Below are 26,530 nucleotides of genomic sequence, written 5' to 3'. Positions count from 1 at the left end.
ACGGCAACCGGGCCCAGCCTAGGGCCCGTCCCGGCGGACCGGCGCGCGCCCGGGTGTCATTCGGGACGGCCGAAGCGGTGGGCCGCCCAGAGCAGGGCCGTGACTCCGCCTGCCAGCAGGAGCGAGCCCTCCAGGAGCAGCGGAGGCTGCCGGCCGAACCACTCGACGCCGACGCCGGCCGCCTGGTGCGGTACCCGCAGCGCGATGCAGCGGCGGAGCAGGTCCACTCCGTAGGCGAGCGGATTGACGACGGACAAGGTGTGGGCCCAGCCCGGCAGGTTCGCCAGCGGGAAGAAGCCGCCGGAGAGGAACAGCAACGGCATCATCACCAGGCCGAGCAGCATCTGGAAGATCTCGGGCCGGTCGAGGCTGACGGCCAGCAGCAGTGACAGGGCCGTGATGGTGAAGGAGGCGAGGATCAGGGCGGCGAGGAGCAGTACCAGCAGGAGCGGGTCGTAGGGCAGGCCGACGGCACCGCCCAGGCCGAGCAGGACGGCGCCCTGCACCGTGGAGACGACGGTGCCGCCGGCGCAGCTGCCGAGCAGGAGGGTGGACCGACGGACCGGGGCCATCAGGAGTTCGCGCAGGTAGCCGCTCTGCCGGTCGGTGATCAGGCGGATACCGACGATGATGGCCGGCGCCTGTACCGTCATGATCAGCATGCCCGGGAAGAGGTAGGCCTGGTAGCCGACGCCCAGCGAGGAGTCCGGGATCAGGGCGGCCAGGCCACCGCCCAGCACGAACAGGTAGAGCACCGGCTGGAGCAGCATCAGGGCGGTGTGGACGCGCTGGACGGACAGGCGCAGCAGATCGCGGTGGACCAGGGCGTGGACCGCGCGCAGTTCATGGCGCAGGCGGGTCCCGGGCGCACGGCCGAGGCCAGGGGCGTCAGGGGTGGCGGGTGCGGTCACGGGGCCTCCTGCGCTGCTGCCCCGGGGGCGGCCGGTGCCCGGAGCGGCCCGCCGGGGACGTGGATGCTGCGGCCGGTGTGGTGGAAGAAGACGTCGTCGAGGGTCGGCGGGGTCGCGGACGCGGCGAGCACCGCGATGCCGTGGTCCGCCAGCGCCACGCACAGGCGGGGAATCCAGGCGCTGCCGTCGGGTACCCGCAGGGACACCCCTTCGGTGTCCAGGGTGACGGCGTGGCCCGGCGGCGCGGTCCGGCCCACGACCTGTCGGGCCGCCGCGTCGTCGCCGGTGCGCAGCACCACCCGGTCGTCGCCGATCGCGGCCTTCAGGGCGAGGGGCGTGCCCTGGGCGACGAGCCGGCCGTGGTCGATGATGCCGAGGCGGTCGCAGTGCTCCGCCTCCTCCAGGTAGTGGGTGGTGACGAAGAGCGTGCAGCCGTGCCGGTCGGGCAGCGCGCGCAGGTGCTCCCAGACCTGGGCACGGGCGTGCGGGTCGAGTCCGGTGGTCGGCTCGTCGAGGAACAGCACCCGAGGGGCGTGCAGCAGGCCGCGGGCGAGTTCCAGACGGCGGCGCAGGCCGCCGGACAGGGTGCGTACCAGGGACCGCCGCCGGTCGGTCAGTCCGACCGTTTCGAGCATCTCGGCGACGCGCAGGCGGGCGTGGTGGCGGCGCAGTCCGTAGAGACGGGCGTGGATGTGCAGGTTCTGTTCGGCCGTCAGGTCCGGGTCCAGGGCGCTGTGCTGGAAGAGCATCCCGACCGCTGCGCGGACCCGGTCCGGCCGGCCGAGCACGTCGATACCGGCCACCGTGGCCCGTCCGGCGGTGGGGCGGGCGAGCGCGCACAGCAGGGCGAGGGTGGTGGACTTCCCCGCGCCGTTGGGGCCGAGGAATGCGTAGGTCTCGCCTTCGAGCACGTCCAGGTCCAGGCCGCGGACGGCATGGGTGGTGGTTCCGTCCGGGCCCGGGTAGCTCTTGACCAGGCCGCGTGTGCTGATGGCGTACCCGGGCCGGGCGGCGGGCTGCGTGGCGTCCGGGTTCCTGACGGAGGCGGTCGGCATGGCGGTCCGGGTGCGGGCGTCGTCACCGGCGGATGGCTGCATGGTCGGGTCCTCGTCCACGTGGATGTGGCTCCGGCCGGTGGCCGCCCGAGGGCGGTCACCGGCCGGAGGTTTTCGATCAGGCGCAGCTGACGCCCACACAGACCGTGTTGAGCAGCGTCAGCAGGCCGACGCACGCACACGTCCCGGAGTACGACGCTCCGTCGAAGTCGACCGGGTCGGTCTCCGGAAGGGCGTGCAGCTCGGCCAGCAGCTCAAGGGCCTGGTTCTCCATGACATTCTCCTTCTGTGAGCGGTTGCGACAGGGGGATTTTCCTGTCGCTCAGCCCGGCTGCTGGACGGTCCAGTGCCGGGAGTCGGTGTGGCGGGTCCGCAGCAGGAACGCCAGGATTCCTGCGGACCCGTCGCTCCAGCTCGTCGAGACGTCCCCGTACTCGTTGGGGAAGACGACGTGCCGGTCGCGGTGGGCGCGTTCGGAGACGATCAGGCGGGCCAGGCCGTCGGCCATCGCCCGGTAGCCGGGGTCCCCGGTGGCGTCGGCCATGTCGAGGAGGAAGTCGCCGTTGCCCGCCAGGCCGTGGCACTGGGTGAGGGCGGCCCGGGAGGCGCGCTCCACGACGGCGTGCGTGGCGCCGCGGGCGAGGTCGCCGAATCGTTTGTCCCCGGTCCGTCGCCAGAGCCGGACCAGGAAGGTGCCGATGCCCGCCGAACCGTGGCACCAGTACGGGGCCGTGGGCGGGTCGGTGGCCTGGGCCGGCCACTGGGCCGCTCCGCCGACCAGCACGGCGTTGGCCACCAGGTGCTCTCCGGCCGCGATGGCCAGCTCCAGGTGTTCCGGCCGGTCGGAGACGTCCGCGGCGGTGAGGAGGAAGCTGCCGATGCCGGCCGTTCCGTGCGCGAAGCCCAGGTAGCGTTTGCCGGCCTCTTCGGAGACGGCTTCCGCGGGGACGGCCCAGCTCACGCCGGGCGACTCGGGCTGGGCCGCGTGGGCCAGCCGGTCGGCCGCGTCGACGACCAGTTCGGCCAGGCGTGGGTCGCCGGTACGGTGCCACAGGTGGGCGGCGGCGAGTCCGCTGCCCGCGCAGCCGTGGGTGATGTCGTGACTGGGTGTCGGCTCCAGCGGGGCGAGTGCCAGGGCCAGCGCGTGGTCCGTGAGCGTGCGGTCGTCGACGGCGCGTCCGGCGTCGTACAGCGCCCAGGCGATGCCGCGGCCGCCGAAGTGGAGGCCCGGACGGATGGCGCGGGTGTCGGTACGGGCGGCGATCCAGGTGCCCGCGGTGCGGATGAGATCCGGCAGTCGTGGGTCTCCGGTGAGCTCGAAGTACCGGGTCAGGACCGCCAGTACACCTGCGGCGCCCTGCTGCACGGTGCAGGGGCCGGTCTCCCCGGCCATGGTGGACACGGGCCACAGCCGCCGGTCGTCGCGCGGGGTCATCGAGTCGACGAGGTGGTCCACCATGCCGGTGATCGCGTCCTGCACCGCCTCGTCCGGATCGACCGTCCGCGGCGGACCGGCGGCGGACCGTCCCGACCCGGCGGCGGACCGTCCCGGTCGCGGCGGGTCCGCGGCGCGGAGGGCCGTGCGCGCCCTGACGGGGTGCCAGCGCTCGGCGGGATCGTCCTTCGTCAGCCCGAGGATCGTCTCCGGCAGGCCGTCCGGCAGACGCAACGTTTCGTCGCAGACGGCCAGCCACTCCGCGAACCGCTGTTCGGCGGACCTGGTGTCCGGTTCCTCGGGCAGCAGGTTCGGTATCTTCCCGGCGAGCACGAAACACACGGTGGCGCCGAGGCTGTAGTAGTCGGCCGTCGCGGAGACCGGCGCGTCCGCGAGGCGCTCGGGGGCGCTGAAGCCGGGGGTCCCCACCCGGGTGGGGAGCGGGACGTCGTCCTCCAGGACGGCGAGCTCCAGGTCGATCAGGCGCAGTTCGCCGTCGGGGCGGACCATGACGTTGCCGGGTGTGAAGTCCCTCAGTACGCAGCCGCGGGCGTGGGCCGCCGCGACCAGCTCCACCAGGCGTCCGGCCTGGGCGAGCGCGTCCGCCCGGTAGCGTTCGCTCCCGACGTCCCGGAAGCGCTCGGCGACCCAGGTGCGCAGGGGCACGCCCGGCACTTCCTCCTGGGCGAGGAACAGGTGCCCGCCCGTCTCGAACATCGCGAGCGGCTCCGGTGCCAGCCCCGTGCCCTTGAGCTTCTCCAGCGTCCTGGCCTCGGCCCGCAGCCAGTCGCGGACGTCGGAGCCGGACGCGTCGCCCTCGACGTGCGGCCGGGCCTCCTTGATCACCACGGGCGCACCGGTGGTGACGTCGGTGCCCCGGTAGACGCCGCCCTTGTTGGTGTGCCGGATCGCTTCCCGCACGGAGAACCGGCCGCCGAGCAGCACCGGGCGGCTCGCCGCCTTCTTTTCCTGCCGTGGCGGCAGCGGTACCGCGGCGGGAAAGGGGCTGACCGCCCAGGAGGGCGGGGAATACCGCCCGGTGCGCTTGTCCTCCACGGGATTTCCGTCGGGGTCCTCGATGAACCAGACCAGCAGCCCCTGGTCCGAAATCCGCCGCCGGCCGACGAAGGCGCCGTAGCGGTAATGCACCAGGCTGTTCGGGGCATAGGGCTGGTCGGACAGGATCCGGGGGCCGGCCAGTCCCGCCGTGGCCTCGTGCAGTTCCAGCGCCAGTCGGGCGGCGGTGGTGTCGGAGGCCGGGTACACGGTGATGAACTTGCCCGAGCTTCCCCGTGGCGTGGCACGGGAATTGAGCGCGCCCACCTGTTCGAGCGACCGCACGAACTTGAATCCCGACTCGTCGCGCAGCAGCACTTCCAAGGCTTTCTCAAGCACTTTCGGCGCGGAGGCGGCTGTCGCGGAGACGTGTAATTTCCAGCCCTGCCGACGTTGCATACCGGACTGGTGGGTAAGGCGGCACCACATCTCGTCCGCGTCGGTCGTCCAACGCGCACCGGTGCCTGTGGTCTCTAACGCCCGGCGGAGCAGACTTTCGAGTTCGAATTCGGTTGCGTGGCTCGTCATGCGTGTCCCTCTCAACGGCGAGAACCGCTGGTTGGAATATGCCTTCGGTGAGGAGAAACGTACAACTCGCAACTGTCGGGCCGCTACTCGCCTGGATGAGCGCACGGTGTTGCATCGACAATAGAGGGCGCAGTCCGGCGCAGATACAGGCGTATAAGCGTGGCCGCGCCGGAAAATAATCCACGCGTTCGATGACACCGCGGACGTACACCCGGGATTACTAAACAGTGTGCACCAATTAACTCCGAATCAAATCCCGGTGACAAGGATGGATTCAGGAGACCCACACGGACACGCCGACCCCAGATTTCCCAGCGGATCTTTACACGCCCGACGACGGAAGATTCCGCTCCACATTCTTTATAGGCCGGTCCGCGGTTTCGATCAAGCGGTGAATTGACCACGAATAGTGACAGCCGTGGCCACGACGAACGCTATCGGCACGGAATATCCCGTACCACTTCTCGCCTTCTTTCGATTCCGCTCGGCTTCGCGCGATTCCGCTCGGTTCCGCTCGGTTCCGCTCGAATTCGCCATAGCACCAGCTGGGACCGGTCGCGTTCCTCCGCGGCGGACCCGCGGTCAGCGACCGGCCCGGTCCGCCAGGCTCAGCGCAAGCAGTGCGATGTCGTCCTCGCGGTCCTGGCCGAAGCAGGCGAGGAGGGTGTCGCACAGGGCCTCCAGGCCGGGCAGGGAGCCGCCGGCGGCGGCCCGGAGGTGTTCCATGGAGACCGTGAGGTCGGTGCCGCGGGTCTCGATCAGGCCGTCGGTGACCATCAGGAGCCGGTCGGTGGGTTCGAGGACCAGCTCGGTGGGCGGCGGGTGGGGCAGGCCCACGCCGAGCAGCGGACCGGACGCCTTCACGTACTCCGCGCTGCCGTCGTCGCCCAGTATCAGCGGCGGGATGTGCCCGGCGTTGGCGATGCGGGTGCGCCCGGTCCCCGGGTCGATGAGGGCCAGGCAGACGGTGGCCGTGACCTCGGCGTGGTAGTGCTGGAGCAGCCGGTCGAGGCGGTCGGCGAGGGCGGCCGGGTCGCTCTCGGTGAGGCAGTAGGCGCGCAGCGCGTGCCGCAGTTCGACCATGACGGTGGCCGCGTCCAGCGAGTGACCCACGACGTCCCCCACCGCGGTGAGCACCCCGTCGCCGACCCGCAGCGCGGCATAGAAGTCGCCGCCGATCTCGGTCTCCTGGGAGGCGGGCTCGTAACGCACCGCTATGTCGACGCCCGGCAAGTCGGGCAGCTGGTGCGGGCGGGGCAGGAAGCTGTGCTGGAGGGTGAGCGCGACATGCCGCTCCACCTGGTACATGAGCAGCGGCTCGGCGGCGAGCGCGGTGGCCTGGGCCAGCTGGGCCAGCAGCGCCTCGTTCTCGGGGTCGACCCTGCGCTGTCCGCGGGTGGGGGTGGCCAGGCAGACCGGCACCTTGCCGTCCTGGGTGAGGACCAGCGTCAGCCGGGCGTCGTGCTGCACCCCGGGCCGGAAGAAACCGGTGGGCCACAGCGGCGTCGGCACGGTGGTGATCCGGACCCCGGACTGCCCGCGGGTGAGCCGCCGCAGCAGACCGGCGACGTCCCGGTGGGCGCCCTCGTCCGGCAGGGCCAGGGAGGTGCGCTCCCGGTACAGGCCGCAGTACAGCTCGTCGTCCTGGTCGAGGACGAAGACGGCGGCGGGGCAGCCGAGGAGGCGTGCGGCGCCGTCCGCGGCGGCGTCGGCCAGTTCGTGCAGCGAGCGCGCCGCCTGGATGGTGACGATCGTCTCCGACAGCAGTTTCAGCCGCCGTACCAGCGCCTGGTCGTCGGCGCGCAGCCGGGCGGCGCGCACCGCGGCCCGGACCGCCGCCTCGATCTCCTCCGGCTCGGCGGGCACCGTCAGATACGCCTCGGCCCCCGTGTCCAGCCCCGGGCAGCGGTCCGCCGGGGCGACGCGGAGGGCCGAGAAGTGCACGACGGGAAGGCCGGCCATGTGCGGCCGCTCCCTGAGCCGGCGGCACAGCTCGAAGCCGCTCATGTCCGGCAGGTTCACGTCGACGAGGGCCACGTCGGGCAGGGACCCCTTGCGCAGCCGTACGTCGAGTTCGGCGAGCGCCTGCCGGCCGTCGGCGACCGCGACGACCTGGTGACCGGCCCGGCGCAGTACGGTGCCCATCGCGTAGCGGCTCGCGGGCTCGTCGTCCACGACCAGCACGGTCGTGTCTGTCAGCTTGCCGTTGACGTCCATTCTCCCAGCCCCTGGACAACGCCGGTGGAGCAGTTCCCGATGCCGGGCCTGCCCCACCGACGTAAGGCCACGGTCACCTCGTCCGGGAGAACACCGCCACCGTGCGCCCCGGAACCACGAACGTACCCGTTTCCCGCTCGTACGATGCCGACTTGACGACGGAGTCCGCGCCCGACGCCTGCACCGGGTGCAGCCGGTAGCCGGTTCCGGCCAGGGTGCCCACCCGCTGCTCCTGCTGGCCGGGGCTCGCGTTGAACACGACGACGAGGTCACCGAGTTCCATGGTGATCACGCCGGGCGTCTCGTCCTTCCCGGACAGCGGGAAGGAGAGCTTGGACTGCACCTGCGCGGCCGTGCCGAGGGAGAACGCCCTGTCGGTCGTACGGATCTTCAGCAGGTCCCGGTAGGCGGCCGAGGCCCCGTCGATCTGCGCGCACCCGACCTTCACCGAGGTCAGCAGCGGCTTGGCGTAGGACCACTTGGACTGGTTGTCGGCGGCCGTCGGCAGCCCGCGGCCGAAGCCGTTGCCGTCGGCGCAGTTCCAGTGGATGGCGTTGAACCAGTCGCCGCTGTCGAAGGAGTTGCGGTCCAGGGACTTGGAGCGCAGCAGGTCGGTGCCGGCCTGGGAGAGCGAAGGCCCCTGCGAGAGGGCGGCCGTGGCCATCGCGAGGACCTGCATCCGGGCCCGGTCGGACGCGGAGGTGCCGGCCGGCAGTTTGTACGTCAGCGCGTCGAACAGCGACTCGTTGTCGTGCGCGTCGACATAGGCGAGGGAGTCGCCGGGCGCGTCGGCGTATCCGGCGGGCGAGCCGTTGTAGTCGATCTCGGCGCCGGTGACCTCCTTGCCGTCGGTGTCGGTGAACCGGTACTTGGCGAGGTTGCCGGCCAGCCCGACCTTGATCAGGTCCTGGTAGTGCAGCAGCCGGGCCTTCTGCTCGGCCTCGGTGCCGTTGGCCGTCGAGGAGTTGGGGTCGGTGTAGAGGCCGGACGCGAAGCCCTGGATGCCGGGGTCGTCGTCGAAGGGGCTGCCGCCGCGTACGGCGTCCCGGGCACGGTCGGAGAAGGTCGCGATGCCGGTGCCTGCCATGTTCTGCTGCGTGGCCTGCACGAACCGGGCGTCGTTCGCGACCTCGCCGAAGTTCCAGCCCTCCCCGTACAGGATGATCTTCTTGCCGTCGACGCCGTCCTTCTTCAGGGTCAGCGCGTCGAGCGCCTTGCGGACGGCCAGGATGTTGGCCTTCGGGTGGTGGCCCATCAGGTCGAAGCGGAACCCGTCGACCTTGTACTCCTTGGCCCAGGTGACGATCGAGTCCACCACCAGCTTGCCCATCATGGCGTTCTCGGGCGCGGTGTTGGCGCAGCAGGTGCTGTTGGCCACGCTGCCGTCGGCGAGCAGCCGCTGGTAGTAGCCGGGCACGATCTGGTCGAGGACGCTGGTGTCCGCCTCTCCGCTGGCCGCCGTGTGGTTGTAGACGACGTCCATGACGACCCGCAGCCCGTCGTCGTTGAGCGACTTGACCATCTTCCGGAACTGGACGGTACGCGCGGTGCCGTCCGGGTCGGTGGCGTACGAGCCCTCGGGGACCGTGAAGTGGTACGGGTCGTAACCCCAGTTGTAGGCGTCCTTCGCGGCCACCGCGGAGACGCACGCCTGCTGCTTCTCCGAGTCGGCCGGGTAGGAGGCGAGATCGCAGTCGGGGCTCGCCTGGTCGGCCTTCTTCTCGGGCACGGTCGCGAAGTCGAAGGCCGGGAGCAGGTGCACGTACGAAGTCCCGGACTTCGCGAGCGCCTTGAGGTGCTTGGAGCCGTCGCTGTTCTTGTCGGTGAAGGCGAGGTACGTGCCCCTCTCCGCGGCCGGGACCGTGGAGTCCGCCGCCGAGAAGTCCCGGACGTGCAGCTCCTGGATCTGGGCGTCCTTCATCGGGACGGCCTTGGGCTTGGTGTACGTCGACCAGCCGCCGGGGGCGAGGGACTTGTCGTTCAGGTCGACGACGAGGCTGCGCGCGGAGTCGGCGGTGAGGGCCACCGAGTAGGGGTCGGTGACCTTGTTGGTGACGACCTTCCGGACGCTGGGCGCCCAGACCTTCACGACGTACCGGTAGGGCTTGTTCTTCCAGGACGTGGGGCCGGTGACGGACCAGACGCCGGTGGCAGGGTCGCGGTGCATCGCCTTCAGGGAGCCGTCGAGTTCGAGGGCGACGGACTGCGCGGTCGGCGCCCAGACGGAGAGCGTGGGCTTCCCGTGGTGGAAGACCGGGCCGAGGTCCGCCGTCGTCGCCTTGGCGTACACGTCGTCGAGCACACCGGCGATCTGCACGCCGGTCGCGGCCAGCACGGCCCCGTTGGCGGCACGCTGGGAGGCGACGAGTTGTCCGCCGAGCGCCGCGCGCACCCGGTCCCGGTCGCGCGGGTCGACCGACCAGGCCGTGTAGTCCTTCAGGTACGGGAACTTCGCCTTCTGGGCGTCGGTGAGGGTGGTCTTCGTCAGCCGCAGCCACCGCTCGTCGTCGCTGGTCAGGGTCCCGTCCTTGACGGCGATCGAACCGTCGTGGGAGTAGACCAGCTGGGTGGAGGCCGCGCCGTCGGCGCCGTCCCAGGCGACCGTGTCCCGGTCGATCCAGACCGCCTTGGAGGTGGACAGGTCGAGCGCGGCCGCGCTGCCGGCGGGCTGCGGGAGCAGGTACTTCTCCTGGCTGTTCAACAGCCACACCTCGTAGCCGTTGGCCTTGAGGTCGAGGGACTGGTCGGCGGAGAGATCCTTCTCGTCGCCCTTGTGGATGATGTAGCTGAGGCTGGTGGCACCCTCGGCGAGCGGTACCTCGAAGACCGCGCCATAGGCGTCGGTCTTCACCGGCTTGAGGGGAGCCGACCAGTCGGTGGGGTTCGCGGCGCCCGTCCAGACGTGCAGGCCCCAGCCGTCGTAGTCCCCGTCGGCGCGGTGGTAGTGGATGACCGCCTTGGTGGTGTCCTGCGCGGGGTACGCGTCGGAGGGCCTCGTCGTGAGGACGTCCGTCTTCCCCTGCTCGATCCAGACCTCGCCCGTCTTGGTGACGTCGATGGAGCGGTCGGCGGAGACGTCCTTGTCGCCGTTCTTGTCGACGACGAGGAAGCCGACGTTCGTGGCGCCGGGCTTCAGCTTGACGTAGGCGAAGGCGCCGTACGCGTCGCGGCCGGTGAAGGGGTGGCCGGCGGGCCAGGTGGTCGCCTCGCCGTCGGCGAGGTCGCCCCAGGCGTACAGGCCCCAGTTGTCGTAGTCGCCGTCGGTGCGCTTGTAGTGGACGACCGCGTAGTCGCGGGAGGAGGCGGTGGGCGTCTCGGCGGCGGGCGGGGTACCGCTGGTGCTCGCGGCCAGGGCGCTGGCGGTACGCCCCGCCGAGTCGACGACGACCGCCTTGTAGCGCAGGGCGGTGCCGGCCGGGACGTCCTCGGCGAGGGTCTGGGTGACCTTGCAGGGGGCGTGGTCGGCGGAGCCGAGGGTGGTCCACTTGCCGTTGCCGACCTGGGCGGCGAAGACGACGCGGTCGAGTTGTCCGCCGGTGACGTCCGCGGTGAGGTCGACGGTGCCGGTGGCGCCGGCGGCCGGGGCCTGGAGGGTGATCGTCGGGGTGGTGGCGGGCTTGGCGAGGGGGCCGGCCGCCCTGTAGACGACGGCGGACTGGGCAGGGACGGTGACGGTGACGCCGTTGTCCGTACCGGACGTCACGGTGCCGTCCGTGCCGTAGACGGCGCGGTAGCGCATGCCGGCGGAGCCGGTGGCGAAGGTCGCCGTCCTGGCCGTGTCCGCGTTGTTGAAGGCGACCACGTACTCCTGGCCGGTCTTCGCGTCCGTCCGGGTGAACGCGTAGACCCCGGCGCCGTCGGCGGCGTAGCGCTCGGTCTGCACGCCGTCGGCGAGGGCCGGGTTGTCCTTGCGGAGCTTGCCGAGAGCGCTGATCTGCTGGTAGAGCGGTGCACTCGTGTCGTAGGAGTCGCTGGCGGCCGTCCGGTCGGTGCCGATCTCGTCGTCGTCCAGGTAGTCGGCGACCTTCGACGCGAACATCGTCTGCCGGGCGTCCTTGTCGCCGCCGGAACCGGTGAAGCCCTGCTCGTCGCCGTAGTAGACGACCGGGTTGCCCCGGCTGAGGAACATCACCTCGTTGGCGAGCTTGTCCTTGGCGAGCAGCTGCGCGTCCGTGGCCTTCGGGTTGTCCTGCTCCAGGAAGTACCCGATCCGGCCCATGTCGTGGTTGCCGAGGAAGGTGACCTCTTCGTAGGCGTTCGCCTTGTCGGTCGTGTACTTGTAGTCGTCGCCGAAGACGCTCGCCAGCTTCTGTGCGCTGCCGCCCTGGGAGGCGTAGGAGCGGGCCGCGTCCTGGAAGGGGAAGTCGAGGGTCGCGTCGAGGCGGCCCTGGGTGACGTACGGCGAGGTGACGGACGTGTCCGCGGAGTACGTCTCGCCGAACATGAAGAAGTTCTTACGGCCGTGCTGCGCCGCGTACTCGTCCAGCGCGGTCGCCCACTGGGTCCAGAACTCCATGTTGACGTTCTTGACGGTGTCGATCCGGAAGCCGTCGATGGCGAAGTCCTTCACCCACCGCTCGTAGATCTTCTCCATCCCGCTGACGACCTCGGGCCGCTCGGTCCACAGGTCGTCCAGGCCGGAGAAGTCGCCATAGGTCGCGGACTCGCCGGCGAACGTCGAGTCGCCCCGGTTGTGGTACATCGTCGGGTCGTTGAGCCACGACGGCACCTTGCTGTCGCTCGTCACGGTCGGCGTGCGCGGGAAGGAGGCGGTGGAGACGGCCGGGAACTTCTTCTTGCCGTCCGCGTAGTCCGCGTCGTCGAAGGGCTGCCCGTCCTTGGTCAGGTAGGGGAAGGCGCCCTTGGAGAGGTAGTCGTACGACTTCTGCTCGTAGTCGACGACGTCGGCGGTGTGGTTGGTGATGACGTCGAAGAAGACCTTCATGCCCTTGGCGTGCGCCTTGGAGATGAGGGTCTCCAGGTCCTTGTTGGTCCCGAAGTGCGGGTCGACCTGGGTGAAGTCGGTGATCCAGTAGCCGTGGTAGCCAGCCGAGGCGTTGCTCCCGGTCCCCTGCACGGGCTTGTTCCTGAAGATCGGGGCCATCCAGATGGCGGTGGTGCCGAGCCCCTTGATGTAGTCCAGCCGCCGGGTCAGGCCCTTGAGGTCGCCGCCCTGGTAGAAGCCCTTGTCGGTGGGGTCGTAGCCGGTGGAGAGCCGGGAGCCGGTCAGGCCGCCCTTGTCATTGCTCTTGTCCCCGTTGGCGAAACGGTCCGGCATGACGAAGTAGAACTGCTCGCGGGTGTCGTCGTGCCGGGCGGGCTCGGCGGCGAGCTTCGCGTCGGAGGGCGGGGCGGGCGGGGCTGCGGCGTGTGCGGCGACCGGCTGCACGAGCGCGGCGGCGAGGGCGGCGACGGCGACGGCCGCGACCCGTCTGACATGTATCACCGGTATGAACTCCTAGCGATAGCGGCTCTCTTGGGTCCGACCCGGCGCGACCGTATCGCTAACGAAAGGTTTACAGCAAGAGGCTTGAAACTCACAGCAAGGACTTTCACGAGGCGTATTGACGCGCTGTCTCAACTGGCCCACGCTCCAGGGTTGTTGAAGCCTGTCCCTCTTGTTTCGGAGCCGCACATGACCGGACACCGACCCCCGGGTGTCTTCAGACGCACGGCCGTCGCGATCGCCGCGGGCGCCCTGGCACTCGCGGGCGTCGTCGCCCTGCCGGCCACCGCCGCGCAGGCGGACACCACCGCGAAGGGCGACGTGATCGCCAACCTCTGGGAATGGAACTGGAACTCGATCGCGTCCGAGTGCACGAACGTGCTCGGACCGGCCGGGTACGGCGCGGTGCAGGTCGCCCCGCCCTCCGAGTCCCTCAAGCAGTCCAGCTACTACTGGTGGGACGTCTACCAGCCCTACTCGTACACCCTGAACAGCCGCTTCGGCACGGCCACGCAGTTCGCCGCGATGGTCACCGCCTGCCACACCGCGGGCGTGAAGGTCTACACCGACGCGGTGATCAACCACACCGCCGCCCAGACCGGCACCGGCTACGACGGCACCACGATCACCAACAAGTACGACACCCCGGACTGGGACCCGAGCGACTACCACACCTCCGCCGACTGCCCCACCTCCGACCTGACCATCCAGGACTACTCCAACCTCACCCAGGTCCAGAACTGCGAACTGCTGGGCCTGCCCGACCTCAAGACCAGCGCCGACAACGTCCGTTCGGGCCTCGCGGCCTTCCTCAACAAGCAGATCGCCCTGGGCGTCGACGGCTTCCGCGTCGACTCGGCCAAGCACATCCCGGCCACCGACATGGCGGCCATCGTCGCCAAGCTGAACACCACGACGTCCGGAGCGGCGCCGTACGTCTTCGACGAGGTCTACCCGGGCTCGACCCCGCAGCCGAGCGACTACTACGGCTCCGGTGACGTCCTGGACTTCACCTACGCCAGTCAGATGAAGTCGGCGTTCGAGGGCAGCGTCAGCAACCTCTCCTCCCTCTCCAGCAGCGGCATCCTGCCCGCCGCCAACTCGGTGTCCTTCGTGACCAACCACGACACCGAGCGCAACGGCCTGCACATGAGCTACAAGGACGGCGACAGCTACAAGCTCGCCAACCTCTTCGAGCTCGCCTACAAGTGGTCCACGCCGACCATCTACTCCAGCTGGCAGTGGACCCAGAGCGACCAGGCCCCGCCGAACTCCGCGGGCTTCGTCACCGACACGGACTGCTCCAACGGCTGGAACTGCCTCGACCGCGACACCGCCGTCGTCGGCATGGTCGCCTGGCACAACGCGGCCGGCGGCGCGGCCGTCTCCAACTGGCAGACCATGTCGTCGAACGTCATCGGCTTCGGCCGCAGCGGCGCCGGCTTCTTCGCCGTCAACAACGGCTCGTCGTCGGCCACCTACACCTTCGCGACGGGCATGGCCGACGGCACGTACTCCGACGTCATCGACGGCGGCACCTCCACGGTCACCGTCTCCGGCGGCAACGCGAGCATCACGATCCCCGCGAAGGACGCCGTCGCCTTCTACAACTCCTCCTACACCTGCACGGTCGGCTGCGACGACAGCGGCGGCGGCTCCACCTCCACGGTGACCGCGACCTTCAACGAGTACGCCCCCACCACGACCGGCACCAACGTCTACGTGGTCGGCTCCGTCGACGCCCTGGGCGGCTGGGACACCTCGAAGGCCATCCAGCTCTCGTCCTCCGGATATCCGATCTGGTCGGGCGCGGTGAGCGTGCCGATCAACACGTCCTTCACGTACAAATACATAAAAAAGGACAGTTCGGGCAATGTGACCTGGGAGTCCAACGCCAACAGGTCGGCCACGACCACCACGTCGGCGCTCTCCCTCAACAACTCCTGGAACGTGGCGAACACCGACGCCACCGACGTCACCTTCAACGAGTACGCCACCACCGACTACGGCACCAACGTCTACGTCGTCGGCTCCCTCACCTCCCTGGGCTCCTGGAACACCAGCGACGCGATCCCGCTGTCGTCGGAGTCGTACCCGACGTGGAGCAAGCTGGTGATCGTCCCGAAGAGCACGACGTTCACCTATAAATTCATCAAAAAGGATAGCTCCGGGACGGTGACGTGGGAGTCGGGCACGAACCGGTCGTACACGACGGGCACCTCGTCCGGCTACACGACGAGCGACACCTGGAAGTAGCCGGGCGGTCGCGGGCAGATACGAAAGTTTCCTGTCGCGTCTCGTGAACAAATCCGGAGTGTCGCGCATCTGACTTTGTGTACGGCACACGAAGCCGGCGCGGGCCGCACGACGCGGCCCGCGCCTCGGAGCGCGAGTGGAGCACTGTCACCGTGAACGCACACCGGAAGACCACCGACCTGTCCACCACCACCCGGCACCGCACCGGCCGCAGGCTCGGCCGTACGGTGCTCGCCGCCGCGGCCGTCGCCGGCCTGGGGCTCGCCTGGGCCGGTACCGCCGAGGCCGCGGGCCCGAGCACCGCCAAGGCCACGCCCACCTGCTCCGCCGCCGCGCTCAAGGCCACCTTCGGCCGGCAGCTCGCCGGTGGCATGAACCACGAGGGCGTCGTCATCAGGCTGCGCAACCTCAGCGGGAAGACCTGTGCGCTGCGCGGCTACCCGGGCCTGGGCCTGGAGAACTCCGCGCACAAGGCGATCACGACCCACACGCACTGGGGCAACACCTGGTACGCCAAGGACCCGGGCAAGAAGACCCTGGTCCTCAAGGACGGCCAGAGCGCCGAGGCCGTCGTCGCCTGGACCCACGCCAACACCGGCACCTCGGGCGCGGTGCACGCCTCCTACCTGGAGATCACCCCGCCCGCCTCGACCAAGCACAAGACGCTGGCGTTCCACCAGTGGGTCGACCACGGTGACCTCTCGGTCACCGCGCTGGCCGGCCACATCGACGTTACGGACTGACGTCCCGCGCCATGGACGGCGGCGCCTACGCCCCGGCCCCGCCGTCCACCTGCAGAATCGCGCCTGACACGAAGGAGGCCCGGTCGCTCAGGAGCCACGCGGCGGCCTCGGCGATTTCCTCGGGGGCGGCCATGCGGCGCAGGGGCGACACGGACTTTATGTGGTCGATGACGCCGGGGGTGGCCGCCTCCCAGTCGCGGATCATCTCGGTGAGCGTGCCGCCGGGGGCGACGGCGTTGACGCGGATGCCCTCGGGGCCGTATGTGACGGCGGCCGACTCGGTGAGGCTGTTGACGGCGCGCTTCAGGGCGCCGTAGACCGGCAGGACGGGGTTGGCGCGCAGGCTGCCGACGGAGGAGTTGTTGACGATGGCGCCGGTGCCCGCGGTGGCGCGGATGGCGGCGACCTCGGCGGTCATGGCCAGCCAGACGCCCTTGAGGTTGACGGCGGTGAGGTGGTCGAACTCGGCCTCCGGGAGTTCGTCCACGGGGCCGGGGTGGTGCTGGCCGATCGCGCCGTTGTTGAAGGCGAGGTCGAGGCGGCCGTAGACCTCCACGGTACGGTCGACGGCGGCGCGGACGCTCGCCGCGTCGGCCAGGTCGCAGACCACGTGGTCGGCGGTGCCGCCGGCCGCGCGGATCTCCTCGGCCACCGTCTTGAGCTGGTCCTCCGTGCGGGCCGCCAGCATGACCCGGGCGCCCTCGCGGGCGAAGAGCCGGGCCGCCGCCGCGCCGATCCCCCGCCCGGCTCCGCTGATGAAGGCGACCTTGCCAGCCAGAAGGCCGGTGTTCACTGTGTTGTCCATGGCGTCGAGCCTGCATCCGGGCGCGGGGCCCAGCCAGGCACCGGCGGTACCTGGATGGGGTCGGCCGGACGGGGAACACTGGACGCGTGGACAGGCAAGAACTCGCGGCTTTCCTGCGCAGCCGACGTGAGCGGATCTCCCCCGCCGAGGTGGGGCTGCCGCGCGGCCCGCGCCGCCGGACGCCCGGGCTGCGGCGCGAGGAGGTGGCGCAGCTGGCGTTCATCTCCACGGAGTACTACACGCGACTCGAGCAGGCGCGGGGGCCGCGCCCGTCGCGTGAGGTGCTGAGCGGGCTGGCGCGGGCGCTGCGGCTGTCCGACGCCGAGCGCGGGCATCTCCACCATCTCGCCGGGGCGCCGCCGGGGCCGCCGCCCGGGCCCTCGCGCGAGGTCCGGCAGAGCCTCCTGGACCTGTTGCGCAGGCTGCCGCAGGCCGCCGCGTTCGTGACCTCGGCGACCTTCGAGGTGCTGGCCTGGAACGATCTGGCGGCCGCCCTCATGGAGGATTTCTCCGCGCTGCCCCCGCGCGACCGCAACCTGATGCGCCGCACGTTCCTCACCCCACGCCCGGCGGGCAGCAGGCTGTACGGGGTGCCGGACGTGGACGCCTTCGCCCGGCTGTCTGCGCAGCGCCTGCGGGCCGCGGCCGGCCGGTACCCCGACTCACCCGAGGTGACCGGCCTGGTGGCCGAACTCCTCGCCGGGAGCGAGGAGTTCGGGCGGCTGTGGGAGTCGCACGACGTGTCCGCCGAGCCCACCCTGGTCAAGACCTTCCGGCACCCGGTGGTGGGCCCGATCACCGTCAACTGCGACGCCCTGGACATCACCGACCGGGACCAGCAGGTCGTGATCTACACCGCCACCCCGGGGTCACGGTCCGAGGAGGCGCTGCGGCTGCTGTCGGTGATCGGGACGCAGCGGATGGATCCTCAGCAGGTGGACTTCCCGGCGTAGATCGCGAGAGCCGTGTTGCTGCCGAGGGTGGCGGTGAACTGGCCGGAGCCGTTCACCGTCACGCTCGTGTTGTTCTGCACGTTGCAGTACGTCCCGGCCGGCAGCGACGTCTGGTAGGTCAGGGTCAGGGAGCTCGTCTCGTGGTTGATGGCGACGTATCCCTTCGCGCCCCGCCCGAAGGCGATGGCGTCGGCGCCGTCGTCCCACCAGTTCGTGACCGCCTCGCCGCGCACCGCGTTGCGGAAGGCGACCATGCGGATGATCTCCGGCCAGGCGTGCTGGCACTTCCAGCCGTCCTGCCAGCAGGCGTTCACGACACCGTTGTTGGGCGGTCCGGCGTCGGTGTCCGACCATTCGTAGCCGGAGTTGATGTCCGGGGCACCGTAGGGGTAGGCGAGCATGAAGACGTTGGCCAGGGTGTAGTTGGCGCCGTCCTTGTAGTTCAGCGTGGAGCCGTTGCGCTCGGTGTCGTGGTTGTCGACGAAGACGCCGGCGACCGAGCTGCTCATGTACCCCCAGCCCTCGCCGTAGTTCTTCAGGTAGGCGAGGTTCTCGTTGTTGAAGACGCGCTTGAGGTCGTAGGCGTAGCGGAACTCCTGGACGTCCCCGTTGCCGGTGTACTCGGTCGGCTGGACGGCCTCGCCCGCGCCGTAGATGACCTCCTGCTTCCAGTACACGGAGGGGTTGGTCAGCCGGGTCTTGATGTCGGCGAGGTCCTCGGCCGGGATGTGCTTGGCCGCGTCGATGCGGAAGCCGTCGACGCCGAGGCTCAGCAGGTCGTTCATGTAGCCGGCGATGGTCTTGCGGACGTACTCCTCGCCGGTGTCCAGGTCGGCGAGGCCGACGAGTTCGCAGTGCTGGACGTTCCAGCGGTCGGCGTAGTTCGAGACGAGGGAGGTGCAGTCGTCGAAGTCGTAGGAGGAGTACAGACCGGGGTAGTTGTACTTCGTGTACGACGAGCCGCCGGTGCCGGTGCCGCTGCCCGCGGACATGTGGTTGACGACGGTGTCGACGACCACCTTCACACCGGCCGCGTGGCAGGTGTTCACCATGTTCTGGAAGGAGGTGCGGTCGCCGAGTCTGCCCGCGATCTTGTACGACACCGGTTGGTACGACGTCCACCACTGCGAGCCCTGTATGTGCTCGGCGGGCGGGGAGACCTGGACGTATCCGTAGCCGGCGGGGCCGAGGGTGTTGGTGCACTCCTTGGCGACCGAGCCGTAGTTCCACTCGAAGAGGACGGCGGTGACGTCCTTGGTGCCGGGCGGGGAGGCCGACGCGACGGACGGGGTCATGACAACGCTGCAGGCGGCCAGCGCCAGAGCGGCGGAGAGGGTCTTACGTGCCATGTGGGGTTCCTTCACCATTGAAGGCTCTTGCAGAAACCTTGCTGAAACCTTGCGGTTGCGCAGATGCTAAGGGCCCGCTCCCCGAATGGGTAGCGGGCCCTGTGAAGTTGCTGCAAGAAGTTACCGAGTGACGCCCCGTCAGGTGCCGGTCAAGCGGTGGTCAGGCGTTGGTCCACCACACGGTGGTGTCGGCCGGCAGCTTCGCCTCGCCGTCCGCCTCGGTCAGTTCACCGCTGGCGAGCAGCACCCTGCCGTACGCCGGAGTCGTCACCGACTCCCCGCTCGTGTTCGCGACGCACACGAACTCCCCGCGCCGGAAGGCGAGTACGCCCTCCGGGGCGCGCAGCCACTCCACCGCGTCGCCCGCGCCGAGGTCGGCCTGCTCACGCCGGGCGCGCAGCGCGCTGCGGTACAGCTCCAGGGTGGAACCGGCCACCCCGGTCTGCGCCGCCACGCTCAGCTCGCCCCAGTTCGCGGGCTGCGGCAGCCAGCTGCCCCCGGACCCGAAGCCGTACGACGAGCCCTCCCGCTCCCACGGGATCGGCACCCGGCAGCCGTCCCGGAAGCCGTCCTGACCCTCACCCCGGAAGTACGCGGGGTCCTGGCGGACCTCGTCGGGCAGGTCCACGACGTCCGGGAGGCCGAGCTCCTCGCCCTGGTAGACGTAGGCCGAGCCGGGCAGCGCGAGCATGAGGAGGGTGGCCGCCCGCGCCCTGCGCAGACCCAGTTCCCGGTCGCCGGCCGTGCGGATCTGGGTGCCGAGGCCGGGCGGGTTGGCGAAGCGGGTGGCGTGCCGGGTGACGTCGTGGTTGGAGAGCACCCAGGTGGCGGGGGCGCCGACCGGGCGCATCGCCTCCAGGGTGCGGTCGATGACCTTGCGGAGTTCGGCGGCGTCCCACTCCGTGCTCAGGTACTGGAAGTTGAACGCCTGGTGGAGCTCGTCCGGGCGGACGTAGTTCGCGGTGCGCTCGACGGTCGGCGTCCAGGCCTCGGCGACGAAGATGCGCTCACCGGCATACTCGTCCAAGACGTGCCGCCACTGCCGGTAGACCTCGTGCACACCGTCCTGGTCGAAGAACGGCATGACATCGTTGCCCAGCAGCTTGAGTTGGTCGGCACCGCCGATGTCCGGCAGCCCCTCCGCCTTCACCAGGCCGTGGGCGACGTCGATACGGAAGCCGTCCACGCCCATGTCCAGCCAGAACCGCAGGATGGAGCGGAACTCGTCGCCGACGGCGGGGTGTTCCCAGTTGAAGTCGGGCTGCTCCGGGGCGAAGAGGTGGAGGTACCACTCCCCGTCGGCCACCCGGGTCCAGGCCGGACCGCCGAAGATGGACTCCCAGTCGTTGGGCGGGAGTTCGCCGTTCTCGCCCTTGCCCGGCCGGAAGTGGTAGCGGTCGCGCGACGGCGAACCGGGGCCCTCCGCCAGCGCCCGCTTGAACCACTCGTGCTGGTCCGAGGAGTGGTTGGGCACCAGGTCGACGATGATCCGCAGACCCAGTCCATGGGCGTCCCGGATCAGCGCGTCCGCGTCCAGCAGGTTGCCGAACATGGGGTCCACGGCCCGGTAGTCGGCGACGTCGTAGCCGGCGTCGGCCTGCGGGGAGGCGTAGAACGGGCTGAGCCACACGGCGTCGACACCGAGGTCGCGCAGGTACGGGAGTCTGGAACGCACGCCTTCCAGGTCCCCCATCCCGTCGCCGTTGCTGTCGGCGAAGCTGCGCGGATAGACCTGGTAGATCACCGCGTCCCGCCACCAGTCGCGGCGACGGGCGATGGTGGCGGTAGTCGGGGCCGGGTCGGCGGCGGAGTGCTGCTGGCTCATGGCGTCCTTGATGCGTCGTAACACGGTCATCGGGTCAGAGGTGGGGTGTAGAGGCGGCCGTGGTCACAGCGGGGTCGGATGGAGACCACGGCCGCCAACCCGCGCGTTCGGGCGCACGGGAGTCGGGGCGCCCTTGAAAGGGGCGGTGGTGCAGCGCCCCGAAAGGGGCGCTGAGGGTACCCCCGGCCGAAGGCTGGGGGAGGAACTGCGCGACCAGCCACAACGGCGCCGCAGCCGAACGACGGCCGGCCCTCGCGGCTCAGCCAGCGGTCACCCCTTGGTTCCGCCAGCTGTAAGGCCGGTCACCAGGTTCTTCTGCACGAGGTAGAAGAACACGGCCACCGGTATCGCGATCAGCACCGCCGTCGCCGTCATCAGGTTCCGCTGCGCGTCGTGCTCACTGATGAAGCTCTGCAGCCCCACCGCGAACGTGTACTTGTCGTCGCTGAGCATGAACGTCGACGCGAACGCGACCTCGCCGAAGGCGGTGAGGAAGTTGTAGAACGCGGCGACCGCGAGGCCGGGCTTGGCGAGGGGCAGGATCAGCCGGCCGAACGTGCCGAACGGCGAGAGCCCGTCGACGCGGCCCGCCTCGTCGATCTCGAAGGGGATCGTGTCGAAGTAGCCCTTGAGCAGCCACGCCGTGTACGGCACGACGGTGGTGCAGTAGACGAGGATCAGGCCGAGGTAGCTGTCGATGAGGCCGAGCCGCGACATGATCTGGTACATCGGCACGATCAGCACGGCGATCGGGAACATCTGGGTCACCAGCAGCAGCCACATGAACTTGCGGTAGCCGGGGAAGCGCATGCGGGAGACCGCGTAGCCGGTGGTGGCGGCGAGGATCAGGCCGATGACCGTGGTACCGCCGACGACGATCATCGTCGTCTTGAACCAGTCCCAGAACCCGGTGTGCTGCAGGACGAACGAGTAGTTGTCCAGCGTCATCTTGTGCCAGATGCCGCCGGGGTGCAGGTAGTCGTCCTTGTCCGGGCCGAGGGAGAGGAAGATCAGCCAGCCGACCGGGAAGAACGCGACGATGCTCGCGACACCCAGGATGCCGTGGGTGACGGCGGTGGCGAGCGGGGAGCGCTCGCCCCGGCCGCGGACGCGGCGCGGGCTGCTGGTCACGGGGGCCTCCTCGGCGACCTGGGCGGAGGTCTGGACAGTGGTCGTACTCATGGGAACTCCTGCCTCAGATCGCGAGCTGCTGGTCGTTGCGGTTGAGCCAGCGGCGGTAGAAGGAGGTGAAGACGATCAGGATGGCCAGCAGCAGCATGCCGTAGGCGGCGGACTGGGCGAAGTCACGCGGCTGCTGTCCGAAGCCGAGGTAGTAGGCCCAGGTGACCAGGATCTGCGCGTCGGGGGCGGTGTCGCCGAAGAGCAGGAAGATGACGGCGAACTGGTTGAACGTCCAGATGATGCCGAGGAGTACGACGGTGGAGCTGACGGACCTCAGGCCCGGCAGGGTGACGTACCGGAAGCGCTGCCAGGCGCTCGCGCCGTCCATCTCGGCGGCCTCGTAGAGCGTGCCGTCGATGGCCTGGAGGCCGCCGAGCAGCGAGAGCATCATGAACGGCACACCGCACCAGGTGTTGACGAGGATCGCCGCGGCCCGCTGCCAGAACGTGTCCTCCAGCCAGGCGGGTTGCGGCAGATGGAGGAAGTGCAGGGCGCTGTTGACGATGCCGCCGTCGGCGAGCATGAACCGCCAGCCGAAGACGGTGACGAAGGTCGGCACCGCCCAGGGCAGCACCAGGACCATGCGGTAGAAGGTGCGGCCGCGGAACTTCTCGTTGAGCAGCAGGGCGAGGCCGAGGCCGATCGTGTAGTGCAGGGTGACGCAGAGCGCGGTCCAGACGATCGTCCAGAGGAAGTGGGACCAGAAGCGGTCGTAGGACGTCGGCCCGAACAGGATGTCCTTGTAGTTGTCCAGGCCGATGAACTTGTAGGTGGCGTCGATGTGGTTGACGCCGATGGTGCGGGCGGTGTTGAGGCTGTTGGCGTCGGTCAACGTCAGGTAGAAGCCGTACACCAACGGGTAGATGACGAGCGCCCCGAGGACGACGGCCACGGGGGCGATCATCGCGTAGGCGTACCAGTACTTCTGGTAGTTGTTCTTCAGCCGCTGGCCCAGCCCGGGGCGGGGCGCGCGGTCACCGTGACGCTGGCCGGTCGCGCGGTCGATGGCGACTGTCATGGGTTCGACACCTTCTGGTTCTTCCGGGATCGGGCTGGGCACAGGCCGGTGGCCGCCGGAGCACTCCCCCCTGAACGGGGGCGCTCCGGCGGCCGGCCGGCGCTTACTTGCTGAAGTCGGGGACGAGCTTCTCGATCCCGAGTTCGGCGGTGCTCAGGCCCTTGTCCAGGGACTCCTTGCCGCCGGCGACCTTGGTCAGCTCGGTGCCGACCGGGCCCCACAGGGAGGAGTACTCGGCGAGCGCCGGGCGCGGCTGGGCGGAGGAGAGGACGGCCTGGTAGCCGGCGATGCCCGGGTCGGCCTTGACCTGGGCGGTGTAGGCGTCGGAGCGGGTCGGCAGGGTGGAGTTCTTCAGGGCGATCTCCGTCTGGGTCTTCGCGGAGGTCATGAAGGCGACGAACTTCTCGGCCGCGGCCTGGTGGGCCTTGTCCGAGCCGGCGTAGACCGACAGGTTGTGGCCGCCGGTCGGGGCGCCCGCCTTGCCGGTGGAGCCGGCCGGGACGGTGGCGATGCCGAGGTTGGACTTGTCGCTGAACGCGGAGCCCTTGTAGAAGTTGGTGATCTCCCAGGGGCCCTCGATGGTCATGGCGACCTTGCCGTTGACGAAGGCGTCCTGTCGGTGGGCGTAGGCATCGGCGGTGACGTCCGCCTTGTGCAGGCCCTTGCCGGAGTAGAGGTCCAGCCAGGTCTGGTAGCCCTTCTTGGCCGCCGCCGAGGTGATGGTGATCTTCTTGGCGGAGGCGTCGACCATGTCGGTGCCCTCGCCGTAGAGGAAGGGCTGCGTGTAGTACGCGGCCTCGGGGCCCCAGTAACCGGTGGTCCCGGTCTTGGCCTGGATCTTGGCGGCGTCGGCCTTGACCTCGTCCCAGCTGGTGGGGGCGGCGGTGATGCCGGCCTTCTTGAAGAGCGCCTTGTTGTACACGAGGGCGAGGGTGTCGGTGACCAGCGGGACGCCGTAGGTCTTGCCCTCGTACTGGGCCTGGGTGATCAGGCTGGACTGGAACTTGTCCTTGTCGGCGAGGGCGGCGGTGCCGTCCAGCGGCACGAAGTAGCCGGCCTTGGCGAAGGCGGGGGTCCAGCCGACCTCGGAGCGCAGCACGTCGGGGGCGCCCTTGCCGGACTGGGCGGCCGTGTCGAACTTGTTCTGCGCCTGGTCGAACTGGACGTCGACGTAGTTGACCTTGATGTCCTTGTTCGCGGCTTCGAACTCCTTGACCAAGGCCTTGTACGTCGGCGACTCGTTGGTGGCGTTGGAGGTGTCCCACCAGGTGATGGTGACCGGGCCGTCCGACTTGCTGTCGCTGTCGCTCCCGCCGCACGCCGTCGCCGTGAGGGCGAGGGACGCCACCAGCGCGGAGGCCGCTATGCCACGCCGCATGAGTTCTCCTTGAGGGTTAAGCCCGAGTGATGCGGGGGCGGTCCCGTCCGCCGTCCCGCTGTCGTGCCGACTGCGCCGTTGCTGCGGCGGCCGGGCGTCAGGGAACGTAACAGCGATGTAAGCCTTGCGAAAGACCTTGCAGCAAAAATGTGCAAGAGATCTCCGAAGTTATCCGGGCGTGACCTCTCGGCGACCGCCGTGAGACGCTTGTTTACGGCGGTAGAGCGCCGGGGCGGCCACTTGTGCAAGACTCTGCAAGCTCTTGCCATCATGTTTCAGTAGGGAGTGCGATGACGCAGCAGCCCACCGCGGGCCGCCCCCCAGGCCGCATCAGGCGCCCGATCGGTGTGCAAGGGGACATACGGCCGGTACAGTCCAGTGCCGTGACCACACGGCTTGCCGACATCGCAGCGCAGGCGGGGGTGAGCGAGGCGACGGTGAGCCGGGTCCTGAACGGGAAGCCGGGCGTCGCCGCCACCACCCGCCAGTCCGTGCTCGCCGCCCTGGACGTCCTCGGCTACGAGCGTCCGGTACGGCTGCGGCAGCGCAGCGAGGGCCTGGTGGGCCTGATCACGCCCGAGCTGGAGAACCCGATATTCCCGGCCCTGGCGCAGGTCATCGGGCAGGCGCTGACCCGGCAGGGCTACACCCCCGTGCTCGCCACCCAGACCCCGGGCGGGTCCACGGAGGACGAGCTGACCGAGATGCTGGTGGACCGCGGGGTCGCGGGCATCATCTACGTCTCCGGGCTCCACGCCGACACGACGGCCGACATGCAGCGCTACGAGCGGCTGCGGGCGCAGGGCGTGCCGTACGTCCTGGTGGACGGTTTCTCGCCGAAGGTGCAGGCGCCGTTCATCTCCCCCGACGACCGGGCCGCGATGACCCTGGCCGTCACCCACCTCGTCTCCCTCGGCCACACCCGCGTCGGCCTCGCCCTCGGCCCGAAGCGGTTCGTCCCCGTGCAGCGCAAGATCGAGGGGTTCGTGCGGGCGGTGCAGGACCAGCTGGGCCTGCCGGCGGCCACGATCGAGTCCGAGCTGGTCCAGCACTCGCTCTACACCCTGGAGGGCGGCCAGGCGGCCACCACGGCGCTCATCGACCGGGGCTGCACGGCGATCGTGTGCGCCAGCGACATGATGGCGCTCGGCGCGATACGGGCGGCACGGCAGCGCGGGCTCGACGTCCCCCGGGACGTCTCCGTGGTCGGCTTCGACGACTCCCCCCTCATCGCGTTCACCGATCCCCCTCTCACCACCATCCGCAAGCCGGTCCCGGCGATGGGCCAGGCGGCGGTGCGCACCCTGCTGGAGGAGATCGGCGGCACCCCGGCTCCGCACAGCGAGTTCGTTTTCATGCCGGAATTGGTGGTACGCGGTTCCACGGCGGCAGTACCCGGGAAGTAGTCGCCCTGCCGTAGAACGTGCACCGTGAACCCAACCTTGGGATGATCTGTCGACAACGTCTTTTCTGGCAGACTCTGTGCCTATGAGTGACTCGACCGTGACAGAGCCGGAAGGTCGCGCACCACAGACCCTTCCGCGGACCGTCACGGGCGAGGGAGAACAGGGACTCCTACGGCGGTTGCGCACCCCGCGCCGGCCCCGGCTCTGGTTCGAGGTCCTGCTGATCGCGGTGAGTTACTGGACCTACTCGCTGATCCGCAACGCGGTCCCGGAGCAGAAGGCGCAGGCGCTGCGCAACGCCGACTGGATCTGGACGGCCGAGCGACACCTGGGGATCGCCGTCGAGGAGTCGGTCAATCGCGCCGTGAACTCGGTGGACTGGCTGATCATCGGCATGAACTACTACTACGCGACGCTGCACTTCGTCGTGACGCTGGGCGTACTGGTGTGGCTCTACCGCAGCCACCCCGGCCGCTACGCGGCGGCCCGCCTGGCCCTCTTCGCCACCACCGGGGTGGCCCTCCTCGGCTACTACCTGTTCCCGCTCGCCCCGCCCCGCCTGATGAGCGGCGGCCGCTTCGTCGACACGGTGACGGTCCACCACACCTGGGGCTCGATGGCCTCCGGCGACCTGAAACACATGTCCAACCAGTACGCCGCGATGCCGTCCATGCACATCGGCTGGTCGCTGTGGTGCGGCCTGACGATCTTCGCCCTGGCCTCGGTCCCCTGGGTCCGGCTCCTCGGCCTCCTCTACCCCACGGCCACCCTCCTCGTGATCGTCGCCACCGCGAACCACTTCTGGCTGGACGCGGTGGGCGGCGCCCTCTGCCTGACCTTCGGCTTCGCGGTGGCCCGCCTCTGGTACGGCACCCTGCCGCACGCCCTGCCCCGACAGCCGACGGGAACGACTCTGCTGCGCAGCCCTGCGAGCGGCTGAGCCGGCGCCCTGCGGGCGACCGGGACC

General features: G+C 69.8%; 17 protein-coding genes. 5 read left to right on the top strand and 12 right to left on the bottom strand.

The window, feature by feature from the left end:
* Window positions 1–56: 56 nt before the first annotated feature.
* The 6 genes from ACFY6U_RS13940 to pulA all read right to left on the bottom strand — a co-directional run bounded on the left by ACFY6U_RS13940 (window position 57) and on the right by pulA (window position 12,648).
* Window positions 57–911, bottom strand: a complete 855-nt coding sequence (locus ACFY6U_RS13940; RefSeq protein ID WP_390037879.1) for an ABC transporter permease — start codon at window positions 909–911, stop codon at window positions 57–59.
* Window positions 908–1,966 carry an ATP-binding cassette domain-containing protein gene (locus tag ACFY6U_RS13935; protein WP_390038637.1) on the bottom strand — a complete coding sequence of 353 codons (1,059 nt, stop codon included), beginning with the start codon at window positions 1,964–1,966 and terminating at the stop codon, window positions 908–910. Before ACFY6U_RS13935 ends, ACFY6U_RS13940 begins: the two co-directional genes overlap by 4 nt.
* Window positions 1,967–2,084: 118 nt before the next feature.
* Window positions 2,085–2,240 carry a VenA family class IV lanthipeptide gene (locus ACFY6U_RS13930; protein WP_293991177.1) on the bottom strand — a complete coding sequence of 52 codons (156 nt, stop codon included), beginning with the start codon at window positions 2,238–2,240 and terminating at the stop codon, window positions 2,085–2,087.
* Window positions 2,241–2,288: 48 nt separating this feature from the next.
* A complete protein-coding gene (gene lanL, locus ACFY6U_RS13925) occupies window positions 2,289–4,985 on the bottom strand; it encodes a class IV lanthionine synthetase LanL (protein ID WP_390037877.1) in 2,697 nt (898 codons plus the stop codon).
* A gap of 582 nt (window positions 4,986–5,567) precedes the next feature.
* Window positions 5,568–7,202: a SpoIIE family protein phosphatase gene (locus tag ACFY6U_RS13920; RefSeq protein WP_390037875.1), complete on the bottom strand. Its 1,635-nt coding sequence runs from the start codon at window positions 7,200–7,202 to the stop codon at window positions 5,568–5,570.
* Window positions 7,203–7,275: 73 nt separating this feature from the next.
* The gene (gene pulA / locus ACFY6U_RS13915) at window positions 7,276–12,648 is read right to left on the bottom strand and encodes a pullulanase-type alpha-1,6-glucosidase (RefSeq protein ID WP_390037873.1); all 5,373 of its coding nucleotides are present in this window, start codon (window positions 12,646–12,648) and stop codon (window positions 7,276–7,278) included.
* 189 nt (window positions 12,649–12,837) lie between these two features.
* On the opposite strand from pulA, the gene ACFY6U_RS13910 reads away from it, so the two are divergent.
* A complete protein-coding gene (locus tag ACFY6U_RS13910; RefSeq protein ID WP_390037871.1) occupies window positions 12,838–14,904 on the top strand; it encodes a carbohydrate-binding module family 20 domain-containing protein in 2,067 nt (688 codons plus the stop codon).
* A 152-nt stretch (window positions 14,905–15,056) separates the two neighbouring features.
* Window positions 15,057–15,647, top strand: coding sequence for a DUF4232 domain-containing protein (locus tag ACFY6U_RS13905; RefSeq protein WP_390037869.1), 591 nt, complete (start codon window positions 15,057–15,059; stop codon window positions 15,645–15,647).
* 25 nt (window positions 15,648–15,672) lie between these two features.
* On the opposite strand, the gene ACFY6U_RS13900 is transcribed toward ACFY6U_RS13905, so the two are convergent.
* Complete coding sequence (locus ACFY6U_RS13900) at window positions 15,673–16,452, bottom strand: SDR family NAD(P)-dependent oxidoreductase (protein ID WP_390037867.1); 780 nt, start codon at window positions 16,450–16,452, stop codon at window positions 15,673–15,675.
* Between the two features lie 86 nt (window positions 16,453–16,538).
* On the opposite strand from ACFY6U_RS13900, the gene ACFY6U_RS13895 reads away from it, so the two are divergent.
* Window positions 16,539–17,405 (top strand): helix-turn-helix transcriptional regulator, encoded by an 867-nt coding sequence (locus tag ACFY6U_RS13895; protein ID WP_390037865.1) that lies wholly within the window; start codon window positions 16,539–16,541, stop codon window positions 17,403–17,405.
* On the opposite strand, the gene ACFY6U_RS13890 is transcribed toward ACFY6U_RS13895, so the two are convergent.
* The 5 genes from ACFY6U_RS13890 to ACFY6U_RS13870 form a co-directional block, all read right to left on the bottom strand.
* Complete coding sequence (locus tag ACFY6U_RS13890; protein WP_390037863.1) at window positions 17,381–18,754, bottom strand: alpha-amylase family protein; 1,374 nt, start codon at window positions 18,752–18,754, stop codon at window positions 17,381–17,383. The two genes, ACFY6U_RS13895 and ACFY6U_RS13890, sit on opposite strands and share 25 nt — an antisense overlap.
* A 160-nt stretch (window positions 18,755–18,914) precedes the next feature.
* Window positions 18,915–20,579 (bottom strand): glycoside hydrolase family 13 protein, encoded by a 1,665-nt coding sequence (locus ACFY6U_RS13885; RefSeq protein WP_390038635.1) that lies wholly within the window; start codon window positions 20,577–20,579, stop codon window positions 18,915–18,917.
* 270 nt (window positions 20,580–20,849) lie between these two features.
* Window positions 20,850–21,761 carry a sugar ABC transporter permease gene (locus ACFY6U_RS13880; protein ID WP_390037861.1) on the bottom strand — a complete coding sequence of 304 codons (912 nt, stop codon included), beginning with the start codon at window positions 21,759–21,761 and terminating at the stop codon, window positions 20,850–20,852.
* Between the two features lie 13 nt (window positions 21,762–21,774).
* The gene (locus tag ACFY6U_RS13875) at window positions 21,775–22,779 is read right to left on the bottom strand and encodes a sugar ABC transporter permease (protein WP_351491508.1); all 1,005 of its coding nucleotides are present in this window, start codon (window positions 22,777–22,779) and stop codon (window positions 21,775–21,777) included.
* A gap of 103 nt (window positions 22,780–22,882) precedes the next feature.
* Window positions 22,883–24,157 (bottom strand): extracellular solute-binding protein, encoded by a 1,275-nt coding sequence (locus tag ACFY6U_RS13870; RefSeq protein ID WP_390037859.1) that lies wholly within the window; start codon window positions 24,155–24,157, stop codon window positions 22,883–22,885.
* Window positions 24,158–24,540: 383 nt separating this feature from the next.
* On the opposite strand from ACFY6U_RS13870, the gene ACFY6U_RS13865 reads away from it, so the two are divergent.
* Window positions 24,541–25,563, top strand: coding sequence for a LacI family DNA-binding transcriptional regulator (locus ACFY6U_RS13865; protein WP_351491514.1), 1,023 nt, complete (start codon window positions 24,541–24,543; stop codon window positions 25,561–25,563).
* An 82-nt stretch (window positions 25,564–25,645) separates the two neighbouring features.
* Window positions 25,646–26,503, top strand: coding sequence for a phosphatase PAP2 family protein (locus ACFY6U_RS13860; RefSeq protein WP_390037856.1), 858 nt, complete (start codon window positions 25,646–25,648; stop codon window positions 26,501–26,503).
* The last annotated feature ends 27 nt before the right edge of the window (window positions 26,504–26,530 follow it).

Source organism: Streptomyces sp. NPDC013157 (genome assembly GCF_042899865.1).
Taxonomy (GTDB): domain Bacteria; phylum Actinomycetota; class Actinomycetes; order Streptomycetales; family Streptomycetaceae; genus Streptomyces.
The sequence above is the reverse complement of the archived record's forward strand: the minus strand, read 5'-3'. Positions and strand labels throughout refer to the sequence as shown.